21 protein-coding genes are annotated in these 20,321 nt (G+C 59.7%); 8 read left to right on the top strand and 13 right to left on the bottom strand.

Features of this window, described 5'->3' with window-relative positions; all coding sequences use genetic code 11:
* Positions 1-51: 51 nt before the first annotated feature.
* A complete protein-coding gene (locus G359_RS01755; protein ID WP_045834729.1) occupies positions 52-612 on the bottom strand; it encodes an acyloxyacyl hydrolase in 561 nt (186 codons plus the stop codon).
* 521 nt (positions 613-1,133) lie between these two features.
* Between G359_RS01755 and dapF the strand changes: the two genes are divergently transcribed.
* The 6 genes from dapF (at position 1,134) to G359_RS01725 (ending at position 6,461) form a co-directional block, all read left to right on the top strand.
* A complete protein-coding gene (gene dapF, locus G359_RS01750; RefSeq protein WP_045834728.1) occupies positions 1,134-2,003 on the top strand; it encodes a diaminopimelate epimerase in 870 nt (289 codons plus the stop codon).
* Between the two features lie 71 nt (positions 2,004-2,074).
* Positions 2,075-3,337: a tRNA (N(6)-L-threonylcarbamoyladenosine(37)-C(2))-methylthiotransferase MtaB gene (mtaB, locus tag G359_RS01745; RefSeq protein ID WP_045834727.1), complete on the top strand. Its 1,263-nt coding sequence runs from the start codon at positions 2,075-2,077 to the stop codon at positions 3,335-3,337.
* A complete protein-coding gene (ftsY, locus tag G359_RS01740) occupies positions 3,334-4,434 on the top strand; it encodes a signal recognition particle-docking protein FtsY (RefSeq protein ID WP_045834726.1) in 1,101 nt (366 codons plus the stop codon). Before mtaB ends, ftsY begins: the two co-directional genes overlap by 4 nt.
* Before the next feature lie 59 nt (positions 4,435-4,493).
* Entirely contained in the window at positions 4,494-5,126 is a 633-nt protein-coding gene (locus G359_RS01735; RefSeq protein ID WP_245279896.1) for an inner membrane-spanning protein YciB, read from the top strand.
* Between the two features lie 4 nt (positions 5,127-5,130).
* Positions 5,131-5,742, top strand: a complete 612-nt coding sequence (locus tag G359_RS01730; protein ID WP_045834724.1) for a septation protein A — start codon at positions 5,131-5,133, stop codon at positions 5,740-5,742.
* Between the two features lie 215 nt (positions 5,743-5,957).
* On the top strand, positions 5,958-6,461 hold the full coding sequence (locus G359_RS01725; RefSeq protein ID WP_045834723.1) for a MarR family winged helix-turn-helix transcriptional regulator: 504 nt from the start codon (positions 5,958-5,960) through the stop codon (positions 6,459-6,461).
* A gap of 5 nt (positions 6,462-6,466) precedes the next feature.
* On the opposite strand, the gene G359_RS01720 is transcribed toward G359_RS01725, so the two are convergent.
* Entirely contained in the window at positions 6,467-7,495 is a 1,029-nt protein-coding gene (locus G359_RS01720) for an aspartate-semialdehyde dehydrogenase (RefSeq protein WP_045834722.1), read from the bottom strand.
* Between the two features lie 308 nt (positions 7,496-7,803).
* Between G359_RS01720 and G359_RS01715 the strand changes: the two genes are divergently transcribed.
* Entirely contained in the window at positions 7,804-8,232 is a 429-nt protein-coding gene (locus G359_RS01715) for a hypothetical protein (protein ID WP_245279895.1), read from the top strand.
* Between the two features lie 124 nt (positions 8,233-8,356).
* On the opposite strand, the gene leuB is transcribed toward G359_RS01715, so the two are convergent.
* Positions 8,357-9,472 (bottom strand): 3-isopropylmalate dehydrogenase, encoded by a 1,116-nt coding sequence (gene leuB, locus G359_RS01710; RefSeq protein WP_045834721.1) that lies wholly within the window; start codon positions 9,470-9,472, stop codon positions 8,357-8,359.
* 118 nt (positions 9,473-9,590) lie between these two features.
* Between leuB and G359_RS01705 the strand changes: the two genes are divergently transcribed.
* Positions 9,591-10,619, top strand: a complete 1,029-nt coding sequence (locus tag G359_RS01705) for a M23 family metallopeptidase (RefSeq protein ID WP_045834720.1) — start codon at positions 9,591-9,593, stop codon at positions 10,617-10,619.
* Here G359_RS01705 and G359_RS01700 read toward each other — a convergent pair.
* From G359_RS01700 to G359_RS01655, 10 genes are all read right to left on the bottom strand, one after another.
* Positions 10,611-11,228: a DUF4337 domain-containing protein gene (locus tag G359_RS01700; protein ID WP_045834719.1), complete on the bottom strand. Its 618-nt coding sequence runs from the start codon at positions 11,226-11,228 to the stop codon at positions 10,611-10,613. The genes G359_RS01705 and G359_RS01700 overlap by 9 nt on opposite strands.
* A gap of 30 nt (positions 11,229-11,258) precedes the next feature.
* The gene (locus G359_RS01695; protein ID WP_197077618.1) at positions 11,259-11,921 is read right to left on the bottom strand and encodes a 2,3-bisphosphoglycerate-dependent phosphoglycerate mutase; all 663 of its coding nucleotides are present in this window, start codon (positions 11,919-11,921) and stop codon (positions 11,259-11,261) included.
* A gap of 58 nt (positions 11,922-11,979) precedes the next feature.
* Positions 11,980-12,777, bottom strand: a complete 798-nt coding sequence (dapB, locus tag G359_RS01690) for a 4-hydroxy-tetrahydrodipicolinate reductase (RefSeq protein ID WP_045834717.1) — start codon at positions 12,775-12,777, stop codon at positions 11,980-11,982.
* Between the two features lie 168 nt (positions 12,778-12,945).
* Complete coding sequence (gene ppa / locus G359_RS01685) at positions 12,946-13,479, bottom strand: inorganic diphosphatase (protein WP_045834716.1); 534 nt, start codon at positions 13,477-13,479, stop codon at positions 12,946-12,948.
* A gap of 150 nt (positions 13,480-13,629) precedes the next feature.
* A complete protein-coding gene (locus tag G359_RS01680; RefSeq protein WP_045834715.1) occupies positions 13,630-14,136 on the bottom strand; it encodes a GNAT family N-acetyltransferase in 507 nt (168 codons plus the stop codon).
* A 153-nt stretch (positions 14,137-14,289) separates the two neighbouring features.
* Positions 14,290-14,766 carry a phasin family protein gene (locus tag G359_RS01675; protein WP_045834714.1) on the bottom strand — a complete coding sequence of 159 codons (477 nt, stop codon included), beginning with the start codon at positions 14,764-14,766 and terminating at the stop codon, positions 14,290-14,292.
* 265 nt (positions 14,767-15,031) lie between these two features.
* Positions 15,032-16,327: an ATP-dependent DNA helicase gene (locus G359_RS01670; protein ID WP_045834713.1), complete on the bottom strand. Its 1,296-nt coding sequence runs from the start codon at positions 16,325-16,327 to the stop codon at positions 15,032-15,034.
* Between the two features lie 298 nt (positions 16,328-16,625).
* Complete coding sequence (gene typA / locus G359_RS01665) at positions 16,626-18,464, bottom strand: translational GTPase TypA (RefSeq protein WP_045837528.1); 1,839 nt, start codon at positions 18,462-18,464, stop codon at positions 16,626-16,628.
* 249 nt (positions 18,465-18,713) lie between these two features.
* On the bottom strand, positions 18,714-19,493 hold the full coding sequence (locus G359_RS01660) for a hypothetical protein (RefSeq protein WP_045834712.1): 780 nt from the start codon (positions 19,491-19,493) through the stop codon (positions 18,714-18,716).
* Positions 19,494-19,568: 75 nt separating this feature from the next.
* Positions 19,569-20,288 carry a M50 family metallopeptidase gene (locus tag G359_RS01655; RefSeq protein ID WP_045834711.1) on the bottom strand — a complete coding sequence of 240 codons (720 nt, stop codon included), beginning with the start codon at positions 20,286-20,288 and terminating at the stop codon, positions 19,569-19,571.
* Between the last annotated feature and the right edge of the window lie 33 nt (positions 20,289-20,321).

The raw sequence follows: 20,321 nt of genomic DNA, 5'->3' as shown, positions 1-20,321 counted from the left end.
TTTCTTTTGCGCGTGCGACACCCGCCTTGCGGGAGCCGGCCGCACGTGCGCCTAGAACCGGTAGCCGTAGCGGAGGCCGATGCGGTCCATGCCTTCGTTGTATTTCTCGGTATAAGCGTTCGACATGTGCTCGAAATAGACCGAGACGTCGCTATGTGCGTCAAGATGGTAGCCGACCTCGAGCGGAATGTGGAACAGGACGCGCGAGCCCAGCCATTTCTTGTCGGGATCGGAGCCGGGTCCGCCGATTTCGCCGTCGTGGATGGCGGCGCCGAGGCCCAGGCCGAAGAATAGTCCCGACGGGCAGTCGCCCTGCCAGCGGGCGTCGACATAGCCGTCGCTGGTGTCGCCACGGGTGTTGATCGAGCCGCCGATTACCGGGCGAATGGCGCCCCAGGGGAGCGCCCAAGCTGCGGCGAACTGCGCTTCTATGTTGATGTCGGCCGCGTTGTGTTCGACCTGGAAGCCGCTCCACAGGTCCGGCACGTCGTGGGCGAGAACGCCGATTTTCAGGGCGTAGAGAAGGCCATCGGCCGACGCGCCGCTTGCCGCTCCTGTCGCCAAGATGGCGGCCAGACCGACCGTCGCGGCGATGCGCGCGAAAACCCTCATTCCAAACCGCCCCGTCTGCAACGACTTAAGGTGGTAGTTGTGCAGGGTTTCGGTATTTGCGGCAAGGCACGCGCCACAGAATCGCGAGCGAGCTTGCGCCCTTGTCACACTGTCCGGTCGGCCTAGTTGCTAACCTTGCAAAGCCGGATGTGTTCGCTTGCGGTGCCGTCCCCATGCGCGTGCCAATCTGAAGACGCGGCGCTCATAGGCTCGTTCGTCGGGGGTGAGGCAAATACAACCGTAGCAATAGCAGGGGCGAGCGCGGGCCAGGGCAAACTTGAAGAGGAGCGGCTTCGAGTATCGCGCCATTTAAAATCTCATGGGATCTGAACGACGCATGCCGTTAACTGAAACAAAACAAGCTTTTGCCTCCCTCAACGGGGCAGGCTGCTGGTTTGTTCCGCCGGAGGTCGAGTTAGCTGTCCGGCACTCGATCATAGCAAGACTGCCCGTGGCGAAGCTACCAGGGGCGTCACGCGTTCCGATTGTCAATCTTGGCGCTTCTCGCCATATAGGCTCGCATGAATAGCGCATCGACCATCCCCTTCCTCAAAATGAACGGACTCGGCAACGAGATCGTCGTTGTCGATCTGCGGAACAGCTCCCGCACGTTCACGCCGGAAGAGGTTGCGGCCGTGGCCGCCGATCGCATCTCGCGGTTCGACCAGATGATGGTGCTGCACGCGCCTAAAACGGCGGGCACGCTATCGTACGTGCGCATCTACAATGCCGACGGATCGGAAGCGGGCGCGTGCGGTAACGGCATGCGCTGCGTCGGGTGGTTTCTGGCGCAAGGCGGCGCGGGCGAGCGCTTTCTGGTCGAAACGCGCGCGGGCGTTCTCGGGACCGTCGTCAAAAACCAGGCGTCGATAACAGTCGATATGGGCGAGCCCAAATTCGACTGGCAGGACATTCCGCTAGCTGAAGAGTTTCACGATACGCGCGCGATCGAATTGCAAGTCGGGCCGATCGACGATCCGGTGCTGCATTCGCCATCAGTCGTGAATGTCGGCAATCCGCATGCGATCTTCTGGGTCGAGGATCTCGATCTTTACGATCTCGGGCGGTTCGGACCATTGCTCGAGAACCATCCGATTTTTCCGGAGCGCGCGAACATTTCGCTGGCCCAGGTGACTTCGCCTCAATCCATTCTGCTCAGAACCTGGGAGCGTGGTGCGGGCCTGACGTTGGCATGCGGATCAGCGGCGTGCGCTGCGGCGGTGTCGGCAGCGCGAAAGAAGTTGACGGGCCGTAGTGTCAAAGTGACTTTGCCTGGCGGCGATCTCAGCATCGAATGGGCGGCCAACAACCATATCCTGATGACCGGTCCCGTTGAATTCGAGTACGAGGGCGCGATCGATTTTTCGAAATTGGCGAAGGTGTCGGTTTAGTCCGGCGTCTCAATCGGATCTCGAGCCGAACCTTTCGCGGGCGCCTCTCAAAAGGAACGACAACAGAGCCCATGTCCGAACCTGAAGTCATAACGCTCGGCTGCCGGCTGAACGTTTACGAGTCCGAGGTTATGCGACGCCACGCGCGCGAAGCGGGGCTTGATAACGCCGTCATCGTCAATACGTGTGCTGTGACAGGCGAAGCCGTGCGACAGGCCGCGCAGACTGTTCGCAAGCTGCGGCGTACGCGACCCGACGCGCGCATCATCGTTACCGGATGCGCGGCGCAGATCGAGCCTGAACGCTTTGCCGATATGGCAGAAGTCGATCACATCATCGGCAATGCCGAGAAGATGAAGGCCGAGACCTTCGCCGGATTATCGACCGCGACGAGTGAGCGGGTTCTGGTAAACGACATCATGAGTGTGCGCGAGTCGGCGCTTCATATGCTCGATGGTTTCCAGTCTCACACGCGTGCTTACTTGCAGATTCAGAATGGATGCGATCATCGTTGCACGTTTTGCATCATCCCGTTCGGGCGTGGCCCGTCGCGTTCGGTTCCTGCGGGCGAGGTCGTCAATCAGGTGCGGGCGCTCGTCGAACGTGGGTACTTCGAAGTCGTGCTGACGGGTGTCGACATCACCTCGTATGGCCGCGATCTTCCGGGAACTGCGACGCTCGGTAAACTCGTTCGCCAAGTGTTGAAGCATGTGCCGGAGCTTGCGCGTCTCAGACTGTCGTCGATCGATCAAGTCGAAGCCGATGCCGATTTGATGATCGCGCTCGGCGAAGAGGAGCGGTTGATGCCGCATTTGCATCTGTCGTTGCAAGCCGGCGACGACTTAACATTGAAGCGGATGAAGCGGCGTCATCTGCGCGCCGATGCAATTGCCTTTTGCGAGAAAGCGCGAGCGCTCAGACCTGACATCGTGTTTGGCGCCGATCTCATCGCGGGATTTCCAACTGAAACGGATGATATGTTCGAAAATTCTCTGAATATCGTGGATGAATGTGGACTGACGTATCTGCACGTCTTTCCATTTTCTCCTCGCAAAGGGACGCCGGCGGCGCGTATGCCGCAAGTCCCGGGAAACATCGCCAAGGAGCGCGCGGCGAAGCTTCGTGCAAAAGGCAGCGCGGTGTTGAGTTCCTATCTCGAAAGTCAACGCGGACAGGTGGTCGACGTGCTGATCGAGCGCGATGGCAATGGACGCACGCCCCAATATGCTGAGGTTCTGATGGAGGGCGAACGCGCGCACCGCGCGGGGACAATCGTTCGAACACACATCAAGCGCGCTGACACGCAGCGGCTCGTCGGCGAGGCAGCCTCGTGAGCGAATCCAAGGAAAAAGGCAAAGGGATCTTCGGCCGCTTTTTCAGAGGTGCATCCGAACCGGTCCAAGAACAGGCACCAAAGCACGGTGAGGAGCAAGCGGTGCCCGAAGTCGCGGCACCGGAGACTGTCGCTCCAACTCCGCCGAAAGACGTCACCGTCAAAGCCGAGCCTGCGCCCGTTAAGCAGAGCTGGTTTCAGCGGCTCAAATCGGGGCTCGGCAAAACGTCGTCGAAGCTGACGTCCGGTATCACGGATCTCTTCTCGAAGCGAAAGCTCGACGCCAATACGATCGACGATTTGGAAGACCTGTTGATCCAGTCGGATCTCGGCCTCGAAACGACAAGCCGCATCACCAACGCCATTGGGAAAGGTCGCTTCGAGAAGGGCATCTCGGCCGACGAGGTGAGAGCCGTTCTAGCGACCGAGGTCGAGCGCGTGCTGACGCCGGTCGCAAAGCCTCTTGTCATCGAGACGTCGCATAAACCGCATGTGGTCATGATGGTCGGCGTCAACGGGACGGGCAAGACGACGACGATCGGCAAGCTCGCCAATAAATACAAAGCCGAAGGCAAATCGGTTGTGCTCGCTGCGGGTGATACATTTCGCGCCGCGGCCATCGATCAGTTGAAGGTGTGGGGCGAGCGCGCAGGCGTGCCCGTTGTTGCGCGGGATGTCGGCGGCGATTCCTCAGGTCTTGCCTATGATGCGTTGAAGCAGGCGCAAGCGACTGGCGCAGATATACTTTTGCTCGATACGGCAGGACGCCTGCAAAACAAGCAGGTGCTCATGGAAGAACTCGAAAAAGTCACACGCGTTTTAAAGAAACTAGATCCAAGCGCGCCGCACGACGTTGTTCTTGTGCTCGACGCGACGACGGGTCAGAACGCGTTAAACCAAGTCGAAGTCTTTCGGGATCGCGCGGGAGTGACAGGTTTGATTATGACAAAACTCGATGGGACAGCTCGCGGGGGCATTCTTGTCGCGATTGCAGCCAAGTTCGGTCTGCCTGTGCATGCCATCGGCGTTGGTGAAGGGGCGGACGATCTGCAAGCCTTTTCTGCCGCAGATTTTGCGCAAGCCATCGCAGGTATCTGACCTTTCAGGGAACTGAACTTCATATGACCCAGGACTTAAATATCGGGAATGCTCCACTGATGAAGGCACGGAAGCGCTTTTTTCCATTCAACGCAGAGCAGACGATCAACATTCTCAGCGAATTCGGCCCGTTGGTGACGATGTTCGTCGTCAACGCGTTCTTCGGCATCAACACGGGCACCTGGGCGCTCATCGGCACAACGTTTCTGGCCATCGCCGTGATGCTTTATATGTTCCACCGGCCGCCGATCTTTCCGCTCATCGCGTCGAGCGTCACCATCGTCTTCGCGACGCTGACGATCATCACGCACGATCCGATGTGGGTGCAGATCAAGGTTACAATTTTCAACGCCTTGTTCGGCGTGTTCCTGATCTCAGGGCTTTGGCTCAATCAGAATTTTTTCAAGTACGTCTTCGACAAGACGTTTCACTATACCGACGAAGGCTGGCACAAGTTCACGTGGAGCTTCGCGCTCTTCTTTTTCTTGACGGCTGCGGCGAACGAATATGTGCGCCAGACCTTTCAAGAAAACCGTATGTACGAAATCCTGGGCCATGAGATGGACGGCGTGAACGTTTGGATCTTGTTCAAGGTCGCCATTGTCCTGCCGGTATCCGGCCTCTACGCATGGATCCTGACGAGATTCATGCAGAAATATCGCCTCCCAGACCCGGCTCACGTTGAAGGCTAGAGACATGTCGGATCAGCAAAAGGTGCCGGGTACGAGCGAGGAGCCGCAGTTCGATCGCAAGCAGCTCATCAAGCTGCTCGTCGAGCTTGGCCCGCTCGTTGTATTTTTCATCGGCAACAGCCGCTTCGGTATCTTCGCTGGGACCGGGGCCTTCATGGTCGCAACAGTCATTTCGCTTGTAGCTTCGCGGATCCTTCTCGGACGCATCGCAACGATGCCGCTCGTCACGGGCGTTTTCGTATTGGTGTTCGGCGGCCTGACGCTGTGGTTGCAGGACGATCATTTCATCAAGATCAAACCGACCATCGTGAATGGGCTGTTCGCCGCTATTTTAATCGCGGGCCTGCTCTCGGGGCGTCTGTTCCTCAAGATCGTGTTTGGAGACGTCATGCGCCTATCGGAAGAGGGTTGGCGAATCCTGACGCTTCGCTGGGCGCTTTTCTTTGTGTTCCTAGCGATCCTCAACGAAGTGATGTGGCGCTTCTTCTCCACCGACACGTGGGTGGCGTTCAAAGTTTTCGGCATCATGCCGATCACATTCCTTTTTGCGCTTGCACAAATAGGTCTTCTGAAGAAACACGAGTCCGCTGCCGATAATCGTCCGAATGCGTCGTAATTCGCATGCCCTCCTCGCTGCCCTTCCGCTATTCGCAAAATTTTGAACAGCGTTTCCGTTTTCGCTGGACTGAGCACTCCGTGTAGTGTTTCTTTACAGGAACTACGGATTAAAACTGAGGGTTTGATCATTTCGTCTTATCGCCGGCCGAGGCCGTGGTCTCGGAATGCCGGTCGTCCCCGGGGGGAGATGGGCGGAATGCACTGGGGCATGGAATGGCACGTGAAATCGCAATCAACCGCCTCGAGCGGTCGCCTTTGCACCTTCTACATCGAGCCGGACAATGTGCGGCCGAACTCTTCCAAACTGAACTTGGCGGCGACGATCTAACACCTCGTCAGTATGCCATTCTGCTGACGGTTGCTCAGAATGAGGGCGTCAGCCAGACCCAGCTCGTCGATCTTACCGGCATCGACCGGTCGACGCTGGCGGACGTGGTTCGCCGTATGATCAAGAAGGGCTTGCTGCAGCGGCGGCGTACGCGTGACGATGCGCGTGCTTATGCTGTCAAGGTGACGGACGAGGGCGCGAAGGTTCTGAAAGCCCGCGAGCCGCTGGCGCGCAAGGTCGATGAACGCATTCTGTCGGGCTTGCCCGCGCAGCACAGAGATCGTTTTCTTCAGGATCTCGGTGCGATCATTCAGGCGCTCAATCGCCTGAGTGACAAAGAAGGCGCCAGCAAATCTGCAGGCGCCCTCTCTTCAGCTCAGCGACGCTGAAATTATTAAGCGGCCTTGGGTATGAGGCGCTGATTGACGATCGTCTCTGCGATCTGGACGGCGTTGAGTGCAGCGCCTTTCAGAAGGTTGTCGGAGACGATCCACATCGCTAAGCCGTTCTCGACGGTTGCGTCCTCGCGGATGCGGGATACGAACGTCGAGAATTCGCCTGCAGCCTCAACCGGCGTGATGTAGCCGCCGGGCTCCCGCTTATCGATGACGACGATGCCGGGGGACGCGCGCAGGATCTCGCGGGCTTCCTCAGGGCTGATCGGCTTTTCGAACTCGATGTTGACGGATTCCGAGTGGCCGACGAACACCGGCACGCGGACGCACGTCGCCGATAGCTTGATCTTGGGATCCAAGATCTTCTTCGTTTCGGCGAGCATCTTCCATTCCTCTTTCGTGTATCCGTCTTCCATGAAGACGTCGATGTGAGGAATGCAGTTGAAAGCGATCTGCTTGGGAAACTTCTTCGGATCGACTTCCTGACCGGGCACGTACTTGCCTTTGGTCTGCTGCCAAAGTTCGTCCATGGCGTCCTTGCCGGCGCCTGAGACGGACTGATAGGTCGAAACGACGACACGCTTGATGGTTGCCGCGTCGTGCAGCGGCTTCAGTGCGACGACGAGCTGAGCGGTCGAGCAGTTCGGATTGGCGATGATGTTCTTCTTCGCGAAGCCGCGCACGGCGTCGGCGTTCACTTCCGGCACCACGAGGGGCACGTCCTGGTCGTAGCGCCAGCACGACGAGTTATCGATGACGATCGTTCCCTGAGCACCGATGCGTGGCGACCATTCCTTCGAAACGGTCGATCCTGCCGACATCAAGCAGAAGTCGATGCCCTTGAAGTCGAACGTCTCCAGGTCCTCGCATTTGATGACGCGATCGCCGAATGAAACTTCCGTGCCCAGCGAACGGCGCGAAGCCAATGCATGAAGCTCGCTGACGGGAAATTTCCGTTCCGCGAGCACATTCAGCATTTCGCGGCCTACGTTGCCCGTGGCGCCGACGATGGCGACCTTATAGCCCATGACGTTATGTCCTTGAAAATCTTGGTTTTGTCGACGAATTTTGCCCGCACGACGCATGTCTTCTAGGGGCTTCACATACGCGGCCAGCCCATGATTTTCAAGGATTCTTGAGGTTCGAGGCGATGTAGCCGCGGCGCGCGCCGTTGCACGCGTTCTTAATGGAACTTCGACTAGGACGAATGGTCTGCCATGCGGATCGTCTGACGACGCCGCGAAGGAAACAATTTATGCGGTTAGTAGCGGCCGCAGCTCGCAGTGCGCGACAGAAGAGAAGGGGGCCGCCCGTGTATCCGTTGAAGACGTTGACGATGCTTGTCATTGGAGCGCTCGCGCTGTGCGCTCCAGCATTCGCGCCGTCGACATCGGCGATGAGCGCCTGGCTCGACGACGAGGAGCTTCAGCGGTTCAAGGACGCGACGCTCGATGGCCGCTATGTGAGCGGGAAGGTTTTCACCGAGCACTACGGCGCTGATGGACGGCTCAAGTACGTCGAGCGCGACATGACGCTCACGGGCCATTGGTCGATTACCCAAGGCACCTTGTGCACGATCTATGATTACGACGAGACGGGCGGATGCTATCGCGTCGCCCAAGTCGATACGAACTGCTACGAATTCTATTTCGTGTCGCGTACCGAACAGGCGGCGCCAGGGCCGAGCGATGGCAAGCCGCGCTGGACTGCGCGCGGAGCTATTCAAGGCCAACCAAGCGCGTGCAAGGACGAGCCGAGCGTTTAATTGCGCTTGGCGACTTGCGTTACGCGAGCCGGCCGCCAAGCGCGGGATGTGTCTTCGTTCTTCGGCTGTCATCCCCGCCGTAGCGAAGCGGAGAGCTCGATCTAGAGCACTTTGTGAAGTGCGATCAGGCGGCGAGCGCCTGCAGTTCAGTTTCGATGGCCTTGCCCATTTCGCTCGTGCCGACCTTGGTCATTCCCGGCTGCATGATGTCGCCGGTGCGGAGCCCCTTTTCGAGAACGCGCGCGATCGCCTTATCGACGAGATCGGCTTCTTTTCCGAGATCGAACGAATAGCGCAGCGCCATCGCGAACGAAGCGATCGTCGCGATCGGGTTGGCGAGGCCCTTGCCTGCGATATCGGGTGCCGAACCGTGAACGGGCTCGTAGAGCGCTTTGGGGCGGCCTGTCTTGGGATCCGGGGCGCCGAGCGACGCCGACGGCAGCATGCCGAGCGAGCCCGTCATCATCGCGGCTTCGTCGGAGAGGATGTCGCCGAACAGATTGTCCGTGACGATGACGTCGAACTGCTTCGGATTGCGGATCAGCTGCATCGCGCAGTTGTCGGCCAGGATATGCTCGAGCGTGACGTCGGCCGCGTAGGACTTGTGGACTTCGGTCGCGACCTTCTTCCAAAGCACGCCGGAGCGCATCACATTGTGCTTCTCGGCCGAGTGGACGAGATTCCTGCGCTTCCGGGCGAGGTCGAATGCGACCTTCGTAATGCGTTCGATTTCGTGCGTGGTGTAGACCTGCGTATCGACGGCGCGCTGCTCACCGTTTTCAAGCGTTACGATTTCCTTGGGTTCGCCGAAATAGACACCGCCGGTCAGTTCGCGCACGATCATGATATCGAGGCCCTCGACCAGCTCGCGCTTCAAGCTCGAAGCGTCGGCGAGCGCGGGATAGCAGATCGCCGGGCGAAGGTTGGCGAAGAGATCGAGATCCTTTCTGAGGCGAAGGAGGCCCGCTTCCGGACGATGCTGATAGGGAACATTTGCCCACTTCGGTCCGCCAACGGCGCCGAAAATCACAGCGTCGGCTTTTTCAGCCTTGGCCATGGCTTCGTCGGTGATAGCGACGCCGTGAGCGTCGTATGCTGCGCCGCCGACGAGATCGCGTTCGACGTCGAAGCGGACGGTTTTGCTCTTGTTGTTGAAGAACGTGATGAGGCGCTCGACCTCTGCGATCGTTTCGACGCCGATGCCGTCGCCGGGGAGCAAAAGGAGGTTGTGCGTCGTCATCCGTTAACAATCCTTGGTCACTCAAGAGGGGAAATCAGTCGGGGGGAGTGCTAGCGTTTGGAGGAGCGCGCGGCAAGCTCCCGGCCGCAAAAAACCGCACTTTGGCGCAGAGGGTTCTATGCAGCTTCAACGATGGCGGTCCGCTTTGCTGGCATTAGGGCTATTGCTGCCGCGTCTCTTGACGCAGGAGGCCGCCGCAGACGACCGCCCGGTACTGTCGCTCCCGCTCGTCTGCCAGCCCCATAAGACGTGCTTCATCCAGAATTACGTCGATATCGACCCGGGCCGGGGCGCCAAGGATTACATGTGCGGCCGGGCGACCTACGACAAGCACAGCGGCGTGGATTTCCGTCTGCTCTCCGCCGCCGCTACGATGCCACCGGTCGCAGTCCTTGCGTCGGCCGACGGTACGGTGAAGGCGGTCAGGGACAGGGTTCAGGACGTCTTCTTCAAGAAAGCAAAGCCCCAGGACGTTGCCGGGCGTGAATGCGGCAATGGCGTCATTCTCGATCATGGCAGCGGCTGGGAAACCCAGTACTGCCACATGCATCAGGGGAGCGTGCGCGTCGCCAAGGGCCAGACCGTCAAACGGGGCGATCCGTTAGGCGAAGCCGGGTTTTCGGGCCTCGCGGATTTCGCGCAAGTGCACCTCAGCGTTCGCCACGACGGCCGGATCGTCGATCCGTTTCTTCCCGATGCGACGGATGGAAAATGTGATCCCAATGCGCGCGGACCGGGGATTTGGGAGCCGCAGGTCGCGGCAGCGTTTCCCTATAAAAACGGCGAGATGATCGGTGCGGAATTTGCCGGTGCGCCGCCGACGGTGGAGGCGCTTGAACTCGACCATCGCAATGTCGTTCCCCTGACGCCGGGGTCGCCAGCACTCATCGTCTTCGGCCGGTTCATCAATCTGATGAAGGGCGATCAGGTGCATTTCGTCGCCTCGGGACCGAGGGGCGAGATTTTGGATGAGAGCGCGGCTCCGCTCGATCGCGATAAGGCGACGTACGTCGCGTTTGCGGGGCGGCGGCGTCTCTCGGATACTTGGCCGACGGGGCGTTACAGTGGACGTGTCGAGCTTATTCGGGACAAAGGCGTAATCGCGACGAATATCGTCGCGTTCGATCTCAACGAAGCATCACGATAAAAAGCCCGGTAGCGGAAACGCCAGCGTGAAGCCGCCGATCGTCAGAACCGTTCCGAGGCCGCCGAGCAGGAAGCTTCCGAACAGAAGGAAGTTGCCGCCCGAGATAAGCGCAACGGAGGCAAGCACGATCGCAATCTGAAGCAGCGCCTGACCGTAATCGAAATAGGGGCCGCGTTTCAGAGCTTCGTCGCGAGAAGCTTCGAGGGCCTTGCCCTTCTGGAAGAGTTCGTCGAGACCTTCGCCGCGCTCCGGATCGGTCGTGAGAAGCTGGTCTTGGACTTTGTAGTCGGCCAGCTTCGCTTCGATGGTTTTGCGGACGTCGTCCGGCATCGCGGGCGTTACCTTCAGCATCACATCGAATTCATCGGCGTGAAGTCTGAGCGCTTGGCGGCGAGCGTTCTTGGCCTGGAAGAACGACCAGACGTTTGCTGCGGCGATATTCTGCTGGGTCGCGTCTTGCTGGGAGTTGCTATCGCCGAGGCTGCAGAGCGCCAAGACAACCGCGAGAATGCCGACATACACGCCGATGAGCCTCTCTCGGCTTCGCGTGCCTTCGGTGCTCGCGCTTCCGGCGGCCTTTTCGCCGCCGAGATCCTCCAACGCAACCATCTAACCCCCCGGTCGAATAGCTTCCTTCGTCTAAACGATACGATCTTCCGGCGGCGCTGCGAGGGAGCGAGCGGGAAGCAGGTCCTTACGGTCGATTGCCTTGCCGTCGGCTCCAAGCCTGTAAAGAATCGGAGCGCCGGTGGCGAGCTCGCGTTCCAGGATTTCGTCCTTCGACAGATTTTCCAGGATCATCACGAGGGCGCGAAGCGAATTGCCGTGCGCGGCGATGATCACGTTCTTGCTGGCAGTTATCTGGGGCCAGATCGCCTTATCGTAATAGGGACGAACGCGGGCCAGCGTGTCCTTCAGGCTTTCGCCATCGGGCGGGGCAACGTCGTAGGAACGGCGCCAGAGCTGAACCTGGGACTCGCCCCACTTCTTTCGCGCTTCGTCCTTGTTGAGGCCCGATAGCGCGCCGTAATCGCGTTCGTTCAATGCAGCGTCGCGGATGATCGGCACGTCGGTCTGGTGCAGCTCAGACAGAATGATATCGAGCGTACGTTGCGCGCGCTTCAACGCGCTCGTGAAGGCGATATCGAACTTGACGCGATGGTCGCGGATCATGCGGCCCGCGACGCGCGCCTCGATCACGCCTTTCTCGGTCAGGTCTGGATTGCGCCAGCCGGTGAAAAGATTGAGCTTATTCCACTCGCTTTCGCCGTGGCGGACAAGCACGAGAATGTTGTCTGTCAGAGCGTCCGTCATATCCTCATCCCGGCGTCTCCAAGCAGCGTTCAGCTATGGATTTTGATTAGATACCCAGCACGTCGGTCATGGCGTAGAGACCGGGTGCGCGGCCTTTTGCCCAAAGCGCAGCCTTCACTGCTCCACGGGCGAAAATCCCGCGATCAGCGGCGCGATGGGTGAGTTCGATGCGCTCGCCGTCACCGGCAAAAATCACTGTGTGATCACCGACGACGCTTCCACCGCGCAACGTCGCAAATCCGATATCGCCCGGACGGCGCGCACCGGTATGTCCATCGCGAACGCGAACGGAATGATCGGCGAGAGCAATTTCGCGACCAGCAGCGGCGGCTTCTCCGAGCATCAATGCGGTTCCCGACGGAGCGTCAACCTTCATCCGGTGATGCATTTCAACGATTTCTATATCGTAGTCGTTCCCGAGTGCGGCGGCCACTTGGCGCGTCAGCGCTTGCAGCAGGTTGAGGCCAAGGCTCATGTTTCCAGCCTTGACGATCGGCGTCAACTTTGCGGCTTCGGCGATCGCAGCGTTGCTTTCGGCATCGAAGCCGGTGGTTCCGATGATATCGGCCGTTCCCGAGCTTGCGGCGAGGCGCGCGAATTCAACGCTCGCTTTCGGCGAGGTGAAATCGACGATCGCGTCTGCTGCCGCGATAACGGCGGCGGCGTCGCTCGTGACGGCGATGCCGAGGCGCTCGAGACCTGCGAGTTCGCCGATGTCCTTTCCGAGGACGGACGAGCCTGGCGTTTCGAGGGCGCCGCTAACGGTGCAGCCGGGGTCGGCGGCGATCGCGCGGATCAGTTCGCGGCCCATTCGGCCGGCCGCGCCCATAACGGCGATCTTCATGACGTCTCCGGTAGCTTCCAACTTACCTACGGCTCGGCGCGGTGCGTCAGCGTGGTTGCCGTCCAGCCGGGCCGATATAGCAACGGGGTTGCTCAACCGTAAAGGGCACCACCGGCGAAATCGCCGGATTGAAGCCTTAAACGGCGAGCAATCGCCGTGAGGCAAGCGTCAAGCGTGGGCTTTAGCGCGCTCAAGAGCCTGCACAATGAGGGACTTGGCTTCGTCCACGTGGCCCCAATGATCGATCTTCACCCATTTCCCCGGTTCGAGGTCTTTGTAGTGGGCGAAGAAGTGCTCGATCTGCTCGATCGAGATTTTGGGCAGGTCGGTATAGCTCGTCACCGTCTCGTAGCGCTTGGTGAGTTTGCTCGAGGGAACTGCAATGATCTTTTCGTCGCCGCCGCCGTCGTCTTCCATGACGAGAACGCCAACGGGACGGCAGTTGATGATTGCACCCGGAACGATTGCGCGCGTGTTGCAGACGAGAACGTCGATCGGATCGCCGTCGCTTCCCAACGTGTGGGGAACGAAGCCGTAATTGCCCGGGTAGCGCATCGGCGTGTAGAGGAAGCGATCGACGAAGAGTGCTCCTGACGCCTTGTCCATCTCGTACTTGATCGGCTCGCCGCCGACCGGCACTTCGATCACGACATTGATATCGTCCGGCGGGTTGTTGCCGGGCTTGATGGCGTCAAGACGCATTGGTGGACCTCAAATTAAATCATTCGGGTTTGCGGCCGCTCTTGCTGGGAAGAGCAGCCGCGCCAGGACCGCTTAGGTCACAGTTTATCGGCATCATATGCGGCAAAAGGAGCGTGCGGTCATCCATCCGATGTTCCCCGCAAGGTGCCATTACCACTCGAAGGCGATACGGGCGCTCAGAGCTTTGCCAAAGCGGAAGCAAGAGCGGCGGGTGGGGCGGCCTCCGCAGCGCGTATAGAAGGCGCGGGCCCGGTCGTTGCCTTCGAGCGCCCAGACGATCAACCGTTCGAGGTCCAGGCCGTCGAGCGTGGCGCGGCACGCTTCAAACAAATGTTCGCCAATGCCGAGACCTTGGTAAACGGGCGCCAGATAAAGCTCGTAAATTTCTCCGACGTCTCGGCCGGCGCCGCGGGCACGTCCGCACGTGGCATAGCCCGCGATCGTTTCGCCATGGAGAGCGACGAGCAGGTTTTGTTCGGTCGAGATAGCGCGACGCCACCAATTGGCATCGCGGCGCATGATTTCGCGTTCAAGATGGGGAGATGGCAGAATGCCGGTATACGCAAGCCGCCAGGAATCGCGGAAAACTTCGGCAATCTCGCCAGCATCGGCGGGACGGGCGTTGCGGACAGAAACCTTGAGGCTCTGGTTCAGCATGGGGCCAGTTTAACGCGAAGCCGCATAAAACGCATCAACGCTTCGGGCGCCGACACACAAATAAAAAAGACGCGGAACCGGTGGTCCGCGCCTGTTTAGATGGAAGTGCCCCACTCGACTGACCTTAAAAACTGGCCGTCGCACCGTTCGGCTTTAGCCAACGCTCTTGAACTGCTCGAACGACTTCGTCGTTGCGGCGCCAACCGTTTCGAGAGCCTGCTTCGTGACCTTGTTGGACAGCTCGAAGAGTTCCTTCGACTGGGAGCCGGCAACGGCGAACTGCTGCTGCCAATAGTTGGCGTGCAGACGGGCGATTTCCGGGAACGTGCGAGCGCGTGCGATGGCCTGAGCAGCTTCGAAGGCCGCTTCGGTGTTGGCAAGCGTGTTGGCAACGATTTTCTCGCCGATAGACTTGGCGCCTGCCTGGGTCGTCAGCAAGACTTCCTCAGCGACCTTGGCGTTGTCTTTCGCGAGCGAGGTGAACTTGTGATAGGCATCGCGCGATTTCGCGATGGCGTCTTCGGCGAAGGCTGAAATGTTCTCAGGAACCTTGGCGTCCTTGCCAGCGGTGAACATCTCCTGGGCCTGCTTCGTGAAGTCTTGGACTTGGCGAGTAAAAGCGTCGGTCATGGGGTGACTCCTAATTCTTCAAACAAATCTGAGCGTGTCTTCGAAAGAGCGTCTGGCGCCCGACGGCAAAACCATTGCTCGTTATATAAGCAAAGTCATTGTGCGATGCAACAAGTTTTTGCTTCGCACTTCGAAAAATGCTGCTTCCGACGTCCAAATCGCGTCCTTATGCCTCAAATATGTTTATATCCCGACCCGGGTGGGCAGTTATCCCCTATCCTCTTGTTCGCACATGCGAAGGGATCGGCGTCTTATTTCAAATCAGTCAAAGTTTTGAAAAAACATCGCGATAGCCGACGGCGCTCGGATCGAACATAACGTCGCGGCGCGTTAGCGGGCGGGCCAAAGCCAAGCCTTCGAGCGTCCGGCAGCGGGAAAGCGCGACGTAAGTCTGGCCGTGCGCGAACGTCCCTCCGCCGAGGTCGATATAGACTTTATCGAGCGTCAGACCCTGAGCTTTGTGAATGGTCAGAGCCCACGCGAGACGCAGCGGGAACTGCTTGAAGGTTCCGGCGATCGTCTCGACGATCTTCTCAGCGGACTGGTCAAAGGCGTAGCGCCGGTGTTCCCAGGCGACCTGCTCGACCTCGTATTCCTTGTCTCCGACTTCGACGAATATCTGTTTCTCGGTCAGGCGTGAAACGCGGGCGATGGTGCCGTTGACCCAACGTCTGTCGGGATCGTTTCTCAGCATCATCACCTTGGCGCCGGGCTTCAGCTCGAGAGCGACATCGGCCGGCTGTACATTCGTCGCAAAGTCGCCGGTGATATTGGCGTCGAACCGGGTCGGCGGGCCCTTGATCGCCTCGAGATATGCGGTGTTGATCCGCTTCGCGGCGGCGTTCGTCGGCGTCAAAATTACATAGGGCTCGCCCTCGGCCAGCGTGCGGATAGGACTGACGCGCTTGTTGATGAAGGCGAGGTCGTCATTGCTGACGTTGCCGTCGCGGACAGCGTTGAGCACATGGATCAGAGCGTCGTCGGTCTGCCGGAAGATTTGATCGAGTTCCAACAGCGCCGTTCCGTTGCCTTCCCGCAGTGCCGGTATCGAAAAGAAGAATGGGCTTCCGTATGTGTCGATGAGGTGAGTGAGGACTTCGCGTTCCTGAATGACCGGCGGCAACTGATGGAGATCGGCAAACAGCAGGATGCGCGCGCCGCCGAACGGCTCGCGCAGGCGGCCGCGATTGACGCGCAGGGCGCGGTCGATCGCCCACATCATGTCGGATCTCACCATCGAGGCTTCGTCGATCACGACGAAATCGAGCTCGCGCATGACGCGGCCGTTGCGGCTTCGCCTGATGTCGCTTTCCTGGATCAGGCGCGGCGGGAAGCCGAAGAAGGAATGGATCGTCTGGCCGCCGATGTTGATCGCGGCAAGGCCCGTCGGCGCGAGCACGACCATGCGATCCTCGTAGGCATCGCGCAGCGCTCTCAGCAGCGTGGACTTGCCGGTTCCGGCGCGGCCGGTGACGAAGAGATTGCCGCTCTCTTCTTCCATGAAGGAAGCGGCGCGCTCGAAGGCTGGTGTAGGCGTTACGCCTTTGGGCCAGTCGATCACGGGGGGCAACGGCTCACTTTCGCCGTCTCAAATGATGTGTCGATGGAAAGAGGCATTGTCAGGTGGTTCGGCCCATCGCCTCGTTGCGCCGAATTGGCGTCAGGCAGTCAAACCAAAGCTCGCTTCATAAGTCAAATCGGCGGCTAAGCGAGACGCGCGGCGCCATGTTTGCTCGGGATCGCGGACATAGGCGGCGTGTTGCACGATGGAGATAAAATTTCGGGCGGACCTGCGAAGGGGCCGCCCGAATGTCATTCAATTCTTAGCTTAACTTGCTGAATACAACCTATTCAGCAGTTTACGCGGCGCCGCTTGCGCGATCGGCTTCGCTCTTGCGGCTCTGGCGCTTACGCTCGTTCGGGTCGAGCCAGCGCTTGCGCAAACGGATCGACTTCGGTGTCACCTCAACGAGTTCTTCGTCGGTGATGTAGCTCATCGCCTTTTCGAGCGTCAGGCGCATCGGCGGCGTCAGCAGCACGGCGTCGTCCTTGCCCGAGGCGCGGACGTTCGTCAGCTTCTTGCCCTTGACGACGTTGACTTCGAGATCGTTCTCGCGCGAGTGCTCGCCGACAATCATGCCCTCGTAAACGCGGTCCTGCGGGTTGATCATGAAGGGCCCGCGATCCTGCAAATTGAAGATCGCGTAGGCGACGGCTTCGCCGGGGCTGTTGGAGATCAGCACGCCTGTGCGGCGTCCGGCGATTTCACCCCGATACGGCTTATAGGCGTGAAAGAGCTTATTCATGATGCCGGTGCCGCGGGTGTCCGACAGAAGCTCCGACTGATAGCCGAGAAGGCCGCGCGTCGGTACGTGGAACACCATGCGCGTGCGTCCGCCGCCCGAAGGCCGCATCTCGAGGAGATCGCCTTTGCGCTCGGCGAGTTTCTGCACGACGACGCCCGTATAGTTATCGTCGACGTCGACGATGACTTCCTCGATCGGCTCGAGGCGTTGGTTGGTTTCGGGATCGGTCTCGAACACCACCTTCGGCCGCGACACGGTCAGCTCGAAGCCTTCGCGGCGCATGTTCTCGATCAGGATCGCGAGCTGAAGCTCGCCGCGGCCCGAGACGATGAAGCTATCGTTATCTTCGCTTTGTTCAATGCGAATCGCGATATTGCGTTCGGCTTCCTTCAGGAGGCGATCGCGGATGACGCGGCTCTGAACCTTGTCGCCTTCTTGGCCTGCAAAGGGGCCGTCGTTGATGCGGAACGTCATCGACAGCGTCGGCGGATCGACCGGCTGTGCGGGCAGCGGTTCAGTAACGGCTGGATCGCAGAGCGTGTCGGCGACGTTGGCGAGGCTCATACCGGCCAGCGCGATGATGTCGCCGGCGCCCGCCGATTCAACGGGCGTGCGCTCGAGGCCGTGGAACGCCAGAACCTTTTGAACGCGGAAGCTCTCCAGAAGCTTACCCTCGCGATCGAGCGCCTTCAGCTGCTGGTTCGGCTTCACAGTGCCCGACGTAACGCGGCCCGTGAGAATACGGCCAAGGAACGGATCGGCGTCCAGCGTCGTCGCAAGCATACGGAACGGGCCGTCATCGACGGCCGGCGGCGGCACGTGCTCGAGGATGAGATCGAACATCGGCGCCAGATTTTCCTGCGGACCCGCAGGATCGCGCGCCATCCAGCCGCTGCGGCCTGAGCCGTAGAGAACGGGGAAGTCGAGCTGCTCGTCGGTCGCGTCAAGGTTCGCAAAGAGATCGAAGACTTCGTTCAAGACGTCTTGGTGGCGTTCGTCCGGGCGGTCGATCTTGTTGATCGCGACGATCGGGCGGAGGCCGCGCTTCAGGGCCTTCGAGACGACGAACTTCGTCTGCGGGAGCGGGCCTTCCGAAGCGTCGACGAGCACGATGACGCCATCGACCATGTTGAGGATACGTTCAACCTCGCCGCCGAAATCGGCGTGGCCTGGCGTGTCCACGATGTTGATGTGGGTGCCTTTCCATTCGACGCTCGTGCACTTGGCGAGAATGGTGATGCCACGCTCGCGTTCGATGTCGTTGGAATCCATCGCGCGTTCGGCGACCTTCTGGTTTTCCCGGAAGGAGCCGGATTGCTTCAAAAGCTCGTCGACGAGTGTCGTCTTGCCATGGTCGACGTGCGCGATGATCGCGATATTGCGAAGGGCCATTTTAAACCTGAAGTTATGGAGGAGCGTCGCGGGCTTTGCCACTGCAACGCAATATTGGCTCGCACCTAGCACGGCGACACGGCGCTGGGCTAGGCGGCATAGAGAAATCTAGGGTGCGGCTTAACAGTATTAAAGAGCAGCAGGGCTCTATTTGGCATGGAATTTGTTCAGAGTTGCCGCATCCGGCCCCCTCAGTCCAGGATGAGGCGCATATTCAACCTGATGGCTCAGCCGGTTGGGCAGGGGAGGTTAGCGGAGCGCGGTCTCGTCCTTTTTGCCCGGCGCTTCTTCTTCAGTCCGCAGCGTTGTTAGAAATTCGTCAACATCGGGTCTTGGGGACGGTTCGCGTTTCAGGCGACGGCGCTGATTTTCCTCGACGACGAGTGCGGAGACGGCGGCGCCCGAAGCCTTCAAACGGCGGCTTCCCGGAATTAAGAGGGGATGCTGCGGCTCTTCGAGGTCGAGTTCTTCGAGGAAGGTTTCGCGCAGGGCGTTGAACGACTGCAGGATGGCGTCGCGGACTAGAGCCTTTTTCTCATTCGTCGCTTCGGGTGCGACGCGCGGATCGAGCGTTTGGAGTGCGCGGCGCATGTCATGCAACGGCGCGTAGGGATAAAGGCCGATCAGGCCATCGGTCTCGCCGGCGTTGCGGTAGACGATGCGCATCGTGTCGATCGTCTCGCTGATCCGGTAGTAAGCGGCCAGATAGTCGTCGGTCGCGAGATAAGGCTTCTCGCACGTCGAAAGGAGGACGGATTTCGTGCGCACGATGTTGCGCCATTCCTCTTCGAGGCTTTCGACGAATTTCGAGCGCTTCTGGAAGACGTTCGAGAGGTAGGCGACTCCGCCCGTCGCGATGAGCAACGACATGTCGCGCATGAAATCGTAGACGTTGTTGGCGGCGGCAACGACGAAGGGCGGGAGGCCGGGAATATCGTTGGCGAATTTCGACGCCAGCAGCAAAGCCAAGACGACGGCGAGCAGCCAGTACAGCCGCGACAACGTGCGGTTGACGGAGACGCGGGTCATGACATCGAAACTCCGGCGAGAGCGCTACGCCCGAGGATATGCCCGGAGAAGCCGGGCCTTTGCAAATGTCGCCTGCTAATTATTTTCCGCGTCTCGCGGCGCTTTCAGGATCGACCAGTTGATGATCGCGATCTGGGCGCCGATCAGGAGCATCACGAGGCTGATGCGAAAGCCGATGTAGGCGCTTGCCAACCCGATGATGACGCCCAAGAGCGCGATTGTCCGGATAGCGGCGGTATCGGGCAGCAACGCGCTGAGCACGTCGCGGTAGATCTTTCCACCGTCGAGCGGGAAAGCCGGGAGCAGGTTGAAGACCAGCATTGCGAGGTTGATGCTGCCGAGTGTCCAGACCGCTTGTAATTTCCACGGGCTGCCTTCGAGCCAGGGTGCGGGGTCGATCGGGCCGAAGCGCCCAGTGAGGCTGACGTCCGGCTGGCCGAGGGCGTTCCAACAGAGAAGGAAAATGAGGCCGTTGGTCAGCGGTCCTGCAAACAGGATGATGATGTTCGCGAGTTTCGAGGGCGGCGCGCTGAGCATTCGCGTGTAGCCGTAGAACCCGCCGACCAGGATTTCGCTAACCGGAACGGCGAAAAGCCGGGCGATGATCGCGTGTCCGAACTCGTGCAGCAGCACAGACAAAAATACGCCTGCCACGAGGACGGAGAAGGCAACCGGCGATTGCTGGACGATGCCCAGCAGAAATAGCGGCACGAGCGCAAACGTAATGTCGACCTTGATCGGAATTCCGGCAAGGCGGCAGAGTTCAAGTCTCGGCGTGTCGGCAACATAATTCATGTCAGTCTGCCAATTCGCCGAGCTGAAATGTTT

It is taken from the genome of Hyphomicrobium sp. 99 (assembly GCF_000384335.2).
In the GTDB taxonomy this organism is placed as follows: domain Bacteria; phylum Pseudomonadota; class Alphaproteobacteria; order Rhizobiales; family Hyphomicrobiaceae; genus Hyphomicrobium_B.
This window is presented reverse-complemented; position numbering and strand designations above follow the sequence as displayed.